The sequence below is a fragment of the Kerstersia sp. genome (assembly GCF_052103615.1).
GTDB lineage: Bacteria > Pseudomonadota > Gammaproteobacteria > Burkholderiales > Burkholderiaceae_B > Kerstersia.
In genome coordinates, this window is the sequence record NZ_JBQEKA010000101.1 from 1 (window position 1) to 10832 (window position 10832).

The 10832-nt window shown below is 64.5% G+C and carries 11 protein-coding genes and 1 pseudogene; 5 read left to right on the plus strand and 7 right to left on the minus strand.

Annotation, left to right across the window (positions count from 1 at the left end):
* The 3 genes and pseudogenes from ACTJGZ_RS14525 to ACTJGZ_RS14535 form a co-directional block, all read right to left on the minus strand.
* Positions 1 to 137, minus strand: a pseudogene (locus tag ACTJGZ_RS14525) (Fis family transcriptional regulator); the annotation flags it as partial.
* A 27-nt stretch (positions 138 to 164) separates the two neighbouring features.
* Positions 165 to 1190, minus strand: coding sequence for a tRNA dihydrouridine synthase DusB (gene dusB, locus ACTJGZ_RS14530; protein WP_441663619.1), 1026 nt, complete (start codon positions 1188 to 1190; stop codon positions 165 to 167).
* A gap of 95 nt (positions 1191 to 1285) precedes the next feature.
* Entirely contained in the window at positions 1286 to 2434 is a 1149-nt protein-coding gene (locus ACTJGZ_RS14535) for an FAD-dependent monooxygenase (RefSeq protein WP_441663620.1), read from the minus strand.
* 606 nt (positions 2435 to 3040) lie between these two features.
* Here ACTJGZ_RS14535 and ACTJGZ_RS14540 point away from each other — a divergent pair.
* Positions 3041 to 3376 (plus strand): hypothetical protein, encoded by a 336-nt coding sequence (locus ACTJGZ_RS14540; RefSeq protein ID WP_441663621.1) that lies wholly within the window; start codon positions 3041 to 3043, stop codon positions 3374 to 3376.
* Between the two features lie 213 nt (positions 3377 to 3589).
* Entirely contained in the window at positions 3590 to 5125 is a 1536-nt protein-coding gene (locus ACTJGZ_RS14545) for a M48 family metalloprotease (protein ID WP_441663626.1), read from the plus strand.
* Positions 5126 to 5131: 6 nt separating this feature from the next.
* On the opposite strand, the gene ACTJGZ_RS14550 is transcribed toward ACTJGZ_RS14545, so the two are convergent.
* The 3 genes from ACTJGZ_RS14550 to ACTJGZ_RS14560 all read right to left on the minus strand — a co-directional run bounded on the left by ACTJGZ_RS14550 (position 5132) and on the right by ACTJGZ_RS14560 (position 7001).
* Positions 5132 to 6223, minus strand: a complete 1092-nt coding sequence (locus tag ACTJGZ_RS14550; RefSeq protein ID WP_441663622.1) for a YheT family hydrolase — start codon at positions 6221 to 6223, stop codon at positions 5132 to 5134.
* Between the two features lie 114 nt (positions 6224 to 6337).
* Positions 6338 to 6760: a YybH family protein gene (locus ACTJGZ_RS14555; protein WP_441663623.1), complete on the minus strand. Its 423-nt coding sequence runs from the start codon at positions 6758 to 6760 to the stop codon at positions 6338 to 6340.
* Positions 6761 to 6785: 25 nt separating this feature from the next.
* Positions 6786 to 7001 carry a zinc-finger domain-containing protein gene (locus ACTJGZ_RS14560; protein WP_441663624.1) on the minus strand — a complete coding sequence of 72 codons (216 nt, stop codon included), beginning with the start codon at positions 6999 to 7001 and terminating at the stop codon, positions 6786 to 6788.
* A gap of 275 nt (positions 7002 to 7276) precedes the next feature.
* Here ACTJGZ_RS14560 and ACTJGZ_RS14565 point away from each other — a divergent pair, with 275 nt between their 5' ends.
* From ACTJGZ_RS14565 to ACTJGZ_RS14575, 3 genes are all read left to right on the plus strand, one after another.
* Entirely contained in the window at positions 7277 to 8011 is a 735-nt protein-coding gene (locus tag ACTJGZ_RS14565) for an AzlC family ABC transporter permease (RefSeq protein WP_441663627.1), read from the plus strand.
* Positions 8011 to 8343 (plus strand): AzlD domain-containing protein, encoded by a 333-nt coding sequence (locus ACTJGZ_RS14570; protein WP_441663625.1) that lies wholly within the window; start codon positions 8011 to 8013, stop codon positions 8341 to 8343. Before ACTJGZ_RS14565 ends, ACTJGZ_RS14570 begins: the two co-directional genes overlap by 1 nt.
* A gap of 279 nt (positions 8344 to 8622) precedes the next feature.
* The gene (locus ACTJGZ_RS14575; protein ID WP_441663628.1) at positions 8623 to 10050 is read left to right on the plus strand and encodes a DEAD/DEAH box helicase; all 1428 of its coding nucleotides are present in this window, start codon (positions 8623 to 8625) and stop codon (positions 10048 to 10050) included.
* Between the two features lie 314 nt (positions 10051 to 10364).
* Here the strand turns inward: ACTJGZ_RS14575 and ACTJGZ_RS14580 are convergent, their stop codons facing one another.
* A complete protein-coding gene (locus ACTJGZ_RS14580; RefSeq protein ID WP_441663629.1) occupies positions 10365 to 10751 on the minus strand; it encodes a thioredoxin family protein in 387 nt (128 codons plus the stop codon).
* Positions 10752 to 10832: the final 81 nt, after the last annotated feature.

The window sequence follows — 10832 nt, forward strand, 5'->3', positions numbered from 1 at the left end:
ACGACCTCGAGCACGGGCCGCTCGACGGCGGTCATCACCATGTTCCACATGTTCTGGGGGGCATCCCCCTCCAGGTCGGCGAAGTAGCGCTCCAGGCTGGTGCGCACACATTCTTCGAGGACATCTTGCTTGCTCATGTTCAGGATAAAAGAGTGAGGGCCGCTTCAGGCGGCCAGGGGGCCAGTGGCGATAACGGGGGCGTGCGGATCGCAAGCGCGCATGTTCTGGTCGAACCAGTCTGCAACGGCGCGCCATTGGGCGCAGGTGTCGTCAAGACGGTTCATCACGGCGCAGAATGCCTGCGCGCCGGGCAGGCCGGCCAGATACCAGCCGATGTGCTTGCGGGCGGTGCGCACGCCAGTGTGCTCGCCATAAAAACGGTAGTGGTCGTCCAGGTGTTCCAGCAGCAATTCGCGCATGGCCTGCCAGCTGGGCGGCGGCAGTTGCTCGCCGGTGCGCAGGTAGTGGTCAATATTGCGGAACAACCAGGGACGGCCCTGGGCCGCGCGGCCTATCATGACCGCGTCAGCGCCAGTGTAGTCGAGGACGTGCCTGGCTTTTTCAGGACTGTCGATGTCGCCGTTGGCGATCAGGGGAATGCGGATTTCCGCGCGCACGGCGCGTATCGTGTCGTATTCGGCTTCGCCAGTGTAGAGATCAGCACGGGTGCGGCCATGCAGGGTCAGCGCCGCGATGCCGGTATCTTCGGCCAGGCGCGCAATGCGCAGCGCATTGCGGTTGTCGCGGTCCCAGCCGGTACGGGTCTTGAGCGTGACCGGAATGCCTAGCGGTTCGCAGGCGCGCACCACGCTGTCAAGAATGCGCGCCACCAGTTCTTCATCACGCAGCAGGGCTGAGCCGGAAGCGGCGTTACAGACTTTCTTGACCGGGCAGCCCATGTTGATATCTATGATGCGGGCGCCCTTGCCGACGTTGAATACTGCGGCTTCGGCCATCATGGCCGGGTCGGCGCCGGCAATTTGCACGGCGACAGGCGCGATTTCGCCTTCGTGGTCCAGGCGGCGTGAGGTTTTGACGCTTTCCCACAGGCGCGGGTTGCTGGCCGCCATTTCCGACACGGCATAGCCTGCCCCCAGCTTTTTGCAAAGCTGGCGGAAGGGGCGATCCGTCACGCCCGCCATGGGGGCGACGAAAACGTTGTTGGGAAGAGACCAGGGGCCGATGCGCATAAGGAGGGATTTTAACCATGCCGGAGCGTGGTGGGGGCGCCGGGCCGGAATGGGTGGCTCCGGCCCGGCATTCGGCGATACGGGAGACGGCCCTGTCAGGCGCGCATACCCTGCAGCAGATGGCGCGCCAGCGGCGCGCGCAGGGCAGGCAGAAGGTCCAGCGCCAGCAGCCCGGCCCCGCAGGCATGCTCGACCACTGCCGTCTGGGTCGAGAAAATGCGTGGCAGCAAGCCGGTGAGCTGGATTGTCAGGTCCCGGTCGTGTCCGCGCGCCGTGGCATAGTCATGCAGGATGTCATCCAGCGCGCTTTGGCGTTCCTGCAGCCAGGGCGCCAGGCCATGGGCCAGACGGGCGGCATCGCGCAGGCCGAGGTTCAGGCCCTGGCCGGCGACGGGGTGCAGGGTCTGGGCGGCGTTGCCGATGGCCATGACGCGCCCGTCCCGCAATTGGGGGGCATGGGCCGGCGCCAGCGGGAAACTGGTGCGGCTGCCCATGACTTCCAGGCGGCCCAGGCGGGTGCCGAAATGGCGTGTCAGTTCGGCCGAGAAATGCTCGTCATCCAGATGCACGATGCGTTGCGCTTCTTCGGCAGGCAGACACCAGACGACGGCATGGACGGCAGGGCCCGCGGGGTGCGGCAGCAGCGCCAGCGGGCCGGAACGGGTAAAGCGTTCCCAAGCCCAGCCCAGACGGGGCAAGGTAGCCCGTGCCAGGGTCAGGATGGCTTGCTGGCCCTGCGTGGCGGTGATCGCATGTTCGGGCAGGCCGTCGGCGCGCACGGCCAAGGCTGCCTGATAGCGCTGATCGCCTTGCAGGACGGTCACGCCGTTGCTGTCCTGCGCTTCCACGCGCGCCGAGGGGCCATGGCGCACGGTGATGCGGCTGGTATCGAGCGCCTGGGACAGGCTGGCGTGCAGGTCGGTATAGGTCAGCACGCTGCCCAGGCGCGGCACATGCAGTTCGCTGGCCTGAATCAGGGTGCGTCCCAGCCGGCCCTTTTGCGAAACATGGACGGTATGGATATCCGCCGCGCTGGCCGGCCAGGCATTCAGGGGTTCGAGCAGGACGCGGCTGCCGTGGTTCAGCGCCAGCGTGCGCGGATCGGGGCTGTTGGCCGGCGCGCCTGCGGGCTGGCGGTCATTGGCCAGCAGCAGAATGCGTTCCGGCCGTGCGGTCTGCTGCGCCAGCAGCAGGGCAAGGGCAATACCGACCGGACCGGCGCCCAGGATGGCGACGTCATACATAGGATTCCTCTCCCGCCTGGACCCGGAACACAGCCACGGCTCAGGCTGGACGCCGCTTGGCCCGGATTCTGATGAAGCACCCGCCCAGGTCCCGCCGCAGGGGAGGGGCTGGTCAGGCAGGTATGGCACGCCGCCAGGAGCGGCGCGATAGGGTTGCGGAGGTGTGCCCGATGGAGGCACTGATCACCCACATTACAGGCAGTGTAGCCCGGTATGACAGGAATGAACAGAAATCAACAGCTTAAGGTCTTGTTTTTAAATAACAAAAATGCTATGCTCTTACTCCTTTCCACAACGAGGGGCATTTGTGTCCACTGATCCAGGCGAAAGTCGCCGATCCGACACCTTGCTTCCGGCCTGACCCGCTCCAGGTTTTTGCCTGCCTGCTGGCCAGTCCGGCAGGTAGCGCGTCCAGTCATGGCGGTTGAGCATTTTGCTTGTTCCTCCGCCTCACATTTCCCGTGAGGGAAACCCGATAGCCGTTACGGCGGCCATCCTGCGCTTTCTGTGTGTCCGATCCCAGTACCGGCTGACGCCGACGCGTCCGGCCGGCTATCGAACCGCGCCGGCCGCTCAGGCGTCCGGCACCCCTAATGGGAGACTGCCATGCGAATTTTCGATCTCTATCTGCGCCGCGCCGGCCTGGCTGGTGCCGCCACCCGTACCCAGCATCGCTCCATGCAACGCCTGATGCTGGATTGTGATGCGTCGCGCCTGGGGGATTTGCGCCGCCAGATTTGTCTGGATTTGCGCGATGCCGGGCTGGAAGTGTCCGCCTTGCGTGTCGGGCCGGGCGTTGTGGATGGCAGCGTGCACGCCTATCTGGATGTGGATTGCCCGCCAGAGCGTCGCGCGGCCATGATGTGCCAGGTGCGCCGCCTGCGCGAGCATCCCGGCGTGCGGCGGCTGGATGTTGATGCCGCCGTGGCCGCCAGCGCCTGACGGCCGGGCCGCCAGCCGCGGCCCGGGAAACAGGATGAACCCGTGGTTTGCGTTTGCAGCCACGGGTTTTTTGTCGCCTGGCCAGCCGCGCGGCCGCAGCCGGGCAAAGCGTAAAATGGCGCAGCCGTTCCGGGACGGTGACGAGGCGGCGCCAGTGCGACGCTGATTGTTACGGAACCTGAGCGCCACGCCGCTATCATAATCAGCATGAAGATGAAGATTGCCTTAAACCGGCAAGCGCCGGTTTCCGCTTTCGCCTTGCGTCCCGTCCAGCGAGTGCTGGCCGCAGGCCTGGCCGTCTGTGCGCTGGGGATGCCGTCTGCCATCCCCGCGCAGCCCATAGGCCTGCCTTCGATGGGGGCGGCGTCGGCGACGGATCTGTCACCCTTGCAGGAGCGGCGTCTGGGAGACGCCATTATGGTTCAGGGCAGGATGGATCCTTCCTATATCGGGGATGCGGATCTGAGCCAGTACCTGACTGAGCTGGGCGAAAGCCTGGCGCGCTTCGCGCCCCATGGCCAGATTCCCGTGCAGATTTTCGGCCTGAAAGATCCTTCCATCAATGCCTTTGCCATGCCTGGCGGGTATATCGGCGTGCATAGCGGTTTGATCGTGTCATCCGAATCCGAATCGGAGCTGGCCGGGGTGGTTGCTCACGAAATCGGTCACGTCAGCCAGCGTCATATTGCCCGAGGGCTGACGCAGCAATCGCAAAACAGCGGTGTCATGATGGCAGCGGTGGCGGCGGCGCTGCTGGCTGCGGTGGCTGGGGGCGGCGCGGATCTGGCCACCGGCCTGGCGGCGTTCGGGCAGGCCGCCGCCATAGACAGGCAGCTGGGTTTTTCCAGGGATGCGGAACGCGAGGCTGACCGCGCCGGAGTGGAAATGCTGCGCAAGGCAGGCTACGACCCCAATGGCATGGTGCATATGTTTGCCCGCCTGATGAGCGCGTCGCGTCTGAATGAGGGGACGGGCGGCGGCGCCTATGCCAGCACCCACCCTTTATCGCTGGACCGGATGTCGGATATGCAGAACCGTGTGCGCATGCTGCCGCCGGTCAATCATGCCAGCAGTCCGGCCTTCTGGTTTTTGCGCTCGCGGCTGCGCGTGCAGCAGGCCAGCGATCCGCAAGGACGCCAGCGTGTCGAGGCGCAGTTGCGCGACGAGGCGCGCGCGGATACGGGCGTGCGCCGGGCGGCGGCATTTTATGGCCTGGCGCTGCTGGCCTTGCCGCGCAACGATCTGGATGGGGCGGCACGCCACTTGGCGGCTTCGCGCGCGGATGGCATGGAAACCCCGCAGCAGGCTGCGCTGGACATCGAGATTGCCTGGGCGGCCAAACGTGATGCGCGCAAAGCGGCCGAGGCCGCCTGGAAGCGCTGGCCGGAGCAGCAATTGATGGTGCGCTTGAATGCCCAGGCGATGCAGCGGGCGGGAGATCATGCCGGTGCTGTGGCGTTTCTGGACGAGCGCCTGAAAGATGAGCAGGGCGGGCGGCGGGATTCGCTGCTGTATCAGCTGCGCGCCCAGAGCCAGGAACAATTGGGGCGCCAGGCCCTGGCGCGGCGGGATATGGCCCGGTATTACCGTGAAACCGGGGCGCTGGCCGCTGCGGTCTCGCAGCTGCGCCAGGCGCGTGGCATGACTGCTGACTTTTACGAGCAATCGCAGATCGACGCTGAGATCAATGATATCCAGCGCCAACTGGAGGATGAGCGCGTTCTGCTGGAGCGTTTCCGCTCCTCCTGAGGCGCGTCAGTCCTGCGTGTCGAAGAAGCGTGCCAGCCGTTGCGGCAGCCAGTTCAGGTGGCAGGGGAAGTTGCCGCTGGGGAAGCCGCCATGACCGCCGTCGGCAGGCTGGTGCAGCAGGACGGCATCCGAAGCTTCGCTGGGGCCGGGCAGGATCGCTTCCGGCAGGAAGGGGTCGTTGCGGGCATTGAGCACCAGCGTGGGGACGGTGATGGCAGGCAGGAATTGCTTGCTGGATGAGCGCGCCCAATAGTCATGCGCGTTTTCGAATCCGTGCATGGGCGCGGTATAGGCATCGTCGAAATCCCGCAGGTGGCGTGCCTGCGTGACGCGCATGATGTCGATCACGCCAGGGAACCATTGCGCCTTTTGCATCACTTTGCGCTTGAGCGTGCGGATAAACAGATTGCCATACACATATCGGTTGAAACGATTTTCCGATAGGTGCTCGCCAGCGGCCAGCAGATCCAGCGGGACGGAAATGCCGGCGCAGGCTTGCAGCCAACTGGCTGCCTGGCCTTGTTCCCCCAGGTACTTTAACAATGCGTTGCCACCCAGCGAGATGCCGGCGGCATGCCAGCGCGCTTGCGGCAAGGCGGTGCGCAGGGTGTCCAGGATAAAGCCGATTTCCTGGCTGTCGCCGGAATGGTAGGCGCGTGCGAGACGATTGGGCGCGCCCGAGCAGCCGCGGAAATGCGGGACGACGACGATCCATCCGCGCGCCCGGAAATATTGGGAGATGGATTGGGCGTAATGGCTGCCGCTGCCGCCTTCCAGGCCATGAAACAAAACCAGCGCGGGCGGGTGGCCCAGCGTCGGCAGTTTGTCCCAGTCTGAAGGCTGCATCCAGCGCAGCGCGGCGCCCTTGGGCAGCAGGCCGTCATGGGCCGGTGGCGCTCCTTCCGGGTCACGGCGTGGAAATAATCCGGGGCCGCTCCAATCGAAATCGAGAAAGTCGCCGTCAGGCGTTTCGACGCGTTGCCGCAAAAAGGCGATGCGATGGTAATGCGCCAGGGTAGCGCTATAGATCGTCTGGCTATGCCCATTGGGCAACCAGAGCGGAGCGTGGCTGGCGGAGAGATCCAGGCGGGCCGTCATGACGGGATCTCGGTTGGGGCAGGGCGGGCGGACTGGCGCGGCATGGGCAGTATCGTCGGTCGCGCCGCCGGAAGGGGCGGCAAAAGGCGCCAGATGGCGAGGCGCCGGGAGAGGTCAGTGCACGACGTCAGGGATTTCATGCAAGGGCAGCAGGCCGCCGGTATCCGGCGCGGGAGAGGCATGGTGCAGAACCAGCCGCCAGCCTGTGGGGCCTTTGTGGAAAACGTGCGTGACATGGCGAGTAGCGATTTTCAGGCCGGCACTGCTGCGTTCGGTGATTTGTTCCACCAGAACGTGAACCGCGCTCATCATATTGAGGGTCGCGGCGCAGCGGACGGGACGTATGGAGACCGCGCCACGGCTGAAAAGTTCGCGCATCGCCTGAAGCACGGCGGTCTGGCCGATGATGCGGGAGCCGACAGAGGAAATGCAGATGATTTCTTCATCGTCGGCCCATACCTGCATCACGCCAGAGATATCCTGGCGGGCCAGGGCTTTATAAAAAGCTTGTTCGGCTTCGTCGGGCGTGGCGAACATGATGGCAGTGGAGACGGGTGGCTGGTCAGTGGTGCGGGACGGCAGCGCCCGGCTTGAGCCGGTAGAGCGCGCCGCAGTACGGACAGCTGGCCGAGCCGGTGCGGGTGACATCCAGAAAGACGCGCGGATGCATGCTCCAGGCCGGCGCATGCGGGCCTGGGCAATAAACAGGCAGCGCGTCGGCATCGACTTCGATGGCTTCGGGGGCGAGGGTATCGGAGGAGGTCTGGTTGGTGCTCATGCTGGTTCCTGCATAATGGAGGACGCGGGCGGCATGCGCGGTCCGCATGCTACGCTGGCGCCTGAAATTCAGGCAATGAAAACTCGGTTGCCATTGTAGCAACGTGACCGGCGCAAAGCGCGTTTGGTTTCAAGGGTTTTAACGCCAGTGCAGGTTTCGCGCCACGCAGGCGGCAGGGCTGCCTGCACCCGGGCGGAATAGAGAGAAAAAGAATGCAGGCGGGCCTGGCCGCCTGGCAGGCAAGGAGACAGGAAGTGGAAGGCAGGGATGAGGCGCTGGAAGCCCGGCGCAAGCATGTGCGGCGCGAGAGTTTTATCGACGGGGTTAAGGCCGTCGTGCCGACTCTGGTGGCTAGCGGCACCTGGGGGCTGGTGACGGGCGTCGCGTTGGTCAAGTCGGGCCTGAGTGAATGGGCGGCGACCTGGATGACGGTGCTGGTGTATGCTGGTTCGGCGCAGCTGCTGTCGTTGCCGATGATTGCTGCGGGCGAGCCTTTGCTGCTGATTCTGGCCGCAGCGCTCATGGTGAACCTGCGTTTCGTGATTTTCGCCGCTGCCCTGCATCCTTATTTCCGCCATTTGCCCTGGCGCCAGCGCCTGTTTCTGGGTTACTTCACGACAGACCTGACGTTTGTCGTGTTCATGTCGCGTTACGGCAAGGAAGCGCCTTCCCGGCAGCGCGAGCAAGTCTGGTTTTATATCGGCATGATGGTGCCGGCCTGGTTCAACTGGCAGTTTTTCTCGTTGATAGGGGTGTTTCTGGGGGCCATCATCCCCTCGGACTGGTCGCTGGAATTTGCCGCCGTTTTGGCGTTGCTGGCGATTCTGGTGCCATTGGTGCGAACCCGGCCGATGGCGGTGACGGTCGCCGTGGCGGCGGCAGTGGCCTGGGTCGGGCAGAATTGGCCGCTGCGGCTGGGCCTGGCCGTGGCGGTGGTGGCTGGCATTGTGGCTGGCATTCTGGCGGAGAACCGTTTGAACCGTGGTGCGGGCCGCGTCAAGGAGCAATGATGGAAAACGTTCCGGCGTCCTATGCCTATGGAGTGATTGCCGTGCTGGTGCTGTGCAGCTTCATCAGCCGCAGCGGTTATATGTTGTTCGGAGACCATCTGCCCTTGCCGGATATGGTGCGGCAGGCCTTGCGCTATGCGCCCGCTGCGGCGTTGACGGCGATCATTGTGCCGGAGCTGTTGCCCTGGGCGCAGGGCGCGGGGCCGGTGCTCGATTTGCGCCTCTTTGCGGGGCTGTCGGGAATTGCGATATTTCTGCGTACCCGCAATACGGTTTTCATGATTCTGGGCGGAATGGTGGCGCTTTGGGGCTTGCGGGCGCTCTTTCTTTGACGGCGCTGAAGGGGCCGGCAGAGCAGGAATTCTGCTTTTCTGTGCTGCGCTTGCAACAGCAGGCGGGTATATTTTGAACACTGCGCTAAAATGACGCTTTTGCCCGTTGCCGGGTGGCAGGATCGCAGTCTAGCCCGGCACGGTAGCGGTTCCCGTGCAAACTGCCTTTTCGGGGCAGAAAATGCCTGGAAACCGTGTTCTTCAGGCGCGATGACGCGCGCCCCGACTGCGGCGACGCATGTTGTCCGGCTTAGGCCGGCTATGCAAAACCTTCGATTGATGACCCAGACACAGACTCCCTCCGTCCCGGAGGACGATACATCCACGCAGACTTTCGCAGATTTCGGCTTGCATCCCGATCTCTTGCGGGCCGTGGCCGATACCGGCTATCTCACGCCGACGCCGATTCAGGCACAGGCCATCCCGCAAGTGCTCAGCGGCCGTGACGTGATGGGAGCGGCGCAGACGGGCACCGGCAAGACGGCGGCCTTCACGCTGCCGATTCTGCATCGCCTGATGCCCCTGGCAACGCATAGCGCGTCGCCGGCGCGCCACCCGGTGCGGGCCTTGATGCTGGCGCCGACGCGTGAATTGGCTGATCAGGTGGCGGAGAACGTGCGCCGCTACAGCAAGCACACGCCTTTGCGTTCCACCGTCGTGTTCGGCGGTGTCGATATCGCGCCGCAGAAAGAAGCGTTGCGGCGCGGCTGCGAAGTGCTGATCGCTACGCCCGGCCGCCTGCTGGACCACGTTGAACAGAAAACGGTCAATCTGTCGCAAGTGCAGCTGCTGGTGCTGGACGAAGCCGACCGCATGCTGGATATGGGCTTTTTGCCCGATCTGGACCGTATCGTGAAACTGTTGCCGACGCAGCGCCAAACGCTGCTGTTTTCGGCCACATTCAGCAATGAAATCCGCAAGCTGGGCCGTTCCTTCCTGCAAGATCCGGTGGAAATCGAGGTCGCGGGACGCAATGCGACGGCTGACACCGTGACGCAGGTCGCTTACGCCATCCGCGGCGAAGATAAGCGTGCGGCGGTCGTGCACTTGGTGAAATCGCGCAATCTGCGCCAGGTCATTGTGTTCTCGAACACCAAGATCGGCACGGCGCGGCTGGCGCGTGAATTGGCGCGTGACGGCGTGCTGGCCGAGTCCATCCATGGCGATAAAAGCCAGGCCGACCGCATGAAAGCCCTGGAAGCGTTCAAGTCCGGTGAGCTGGAAGTGCTGGTGGCGACCGATGTGGCGGCGCGTGGTCTGGATGTGGCGGGCGTGCCCTGCGTGATCAACTACGACCTGCCCTACAACGCCGAAGATTATGTGCACCGCATTGGCCGGACGGGCCGTGCTGGCGCCAAGGGTGAGGCTATCTCGTTCTATGCGCCAGATGATGAGCGTCTGCTGCTGGATGTCGAGAAACTGATTCGCCGCCCGGTGCCGCGCGGTGAGCTGGCCTTGCCTACTATGGCAAGCCGCAGCAGCCGTGCGCACAGCCATGCCGGCGCTTCGGCGCGCAGCGGCCGCAGCCACACGGCCAGCGCGGCACCGGCCGATGAGTTCTTTGCCAAGCCTTATGAGCCAGCGGCCGCCGCGACAGCGCCGCGCGGCGTGAGCGAGCCTGTGTCCGCCGAACAGGCGGATCAGGCGGCGGCCAAACCCCGCAATGTGGGTTTGCTGCTAGGCGGTGCGGGCAACCCGCGCCGTTGATTGTGCGCGATTGATTCTGCGCGGTCGGCCCTGTGTGGCTGACTTTGCGCCGCTGACTTTGCGTCTCTGACCTCGCGCGATTGCGCATGCAGGCCAGCCCTTGGGTAATTTGCTCTGGGGGCTGGCCTGTTTTTTTGTATCGGACAGCCGTGTCTGAAAAAGAGTGCGGCACCGGTGCCGCACAGCGCTGCCGCAGGCAAGGCAAGGCAAGGCAAGGCAAGGCAAGGCAAGGCCGCGGCGTGAGGCCTGTTGCGTTATGGGGGGCTGCATTATGAGGCTGCCGCGGCTCAGGCGCGCGGCAAGCCTGCGGGCATTCAGCGGGCGGTGCAGGCCTCTTGCAGCAGGGCGCGCACATCGGGCAGTTCATGGCTGACTGCTGTTTCGGCAGGCAGTTGCGCCAGCAGCCGGTCCAGATGGCCAATATGGGGCAGCATGGTGCCGAAGAAAGCGGTGCGCTCGCCTTCCATGATCAGCAGCGTCGGGAAATTTTCCACATCCACATCCCCCAGAAATTCAGGGTGGTCTTCGATGTCCACCCAGGCGAAGCAATCGTCCGGGTATTTTTCCGACAGGGCTTCCAGCACGGGCAGATAGGCCCGGCAGGTATCGCACCATTGGGCGCAGAAACAGACAACCAGGCGCGGCGCCGTGGCAGGCGCAACACTGGTGACGGCAGTGGAATGAGGAAACAGGACGGGCATGGCAGCAGGGGTGAATGAGCACCCATCATAGCCGAGTCCTGCCGGTTTGCGTCCCGCGCGCGGGACGCCAACCGGGGCGGC

What these genes read in the sequence shown, in the direction of transcription:
- ACTJGZ_RS14555 (WP_441663623.1), bottom strand. Translation starts at nt 6,760, where the DNA reads ATGTTCGCCACGCCCGACGAAGCCGAACAAGCTTTTTATAAAGCCCTG.
- ACTJGZ_RS14560 (WP_441663624.1), bottom strand. Translation starts at nt 7,001, where the DNA reads ATGAGCACCAACCAGACCTCCTCCGATACCCTCGCCCCCGAAGCCATC.
- ACTJGZ_RS14540 (WP_441663621.1), top strand. Translation starts at nt 3,041, where the DNA reads ATGCGAATTTTCGATCTCTATCTGCGCCGCGCCGGCCTGGCTGGTGCC.
- ACTJGZ_RS14545 (WP_441663626.1), top strand. Translation starts at nt 3,590, where the DNA reads ATGAAGATTGCCTTAAACCGGCAAGCGCCGGTTTCCGCTTTCGCCTTG.
- ACTJGZ_RS14575 (WP_441663628.1), top strand. Translation starts at nt 8,623, where the DNA reads ATGACCCAGACACAGACTCCCTCCGTCCCGGAGGACGATACATCCACG.
- ACTJGZ_RS14570 (WP_441663625.1), top strand. Translation starts at nt 8,011, where the DNA reads ATGGAAAACGTTCCGGCGTCCTATGCCTATGGAGTGATTGCCGTGCTG.
- ACTJGZ_RS14550 (WP_441663622.1), bottom strand. Translation starts at nt 6,223, where the DNA reads ATGACGGCCCGCCTGGATCTCTCCGCCAGCCACGCTCCGCTCTGGTTG.
- dusB (WP_441663619.1), bottom strand. Translation starts at nt 1,190, where the DNA reads ATGCGCATCGGCCCCTGGTCTCTTCCCAACAACGTTTTCGTCGCCCCC.
- ACTJGZ_RS14535 (WP_441663620.1), bottom strand. Translation starts at nt 2,434, where the DNA reads ATGTATGACGTCGCCATCCTGGGCGCCGGTCCGGTCGGTATTGCCCTT.
- ACTJGZ_RS14580 (WP_441663629.1), bottom strand. Translation starts at nt 10,751, where the DNA reads ATGCCCGTCCTGTTTCCTCATTCCACTGCCGTCACCAGTGTTGCGCCT.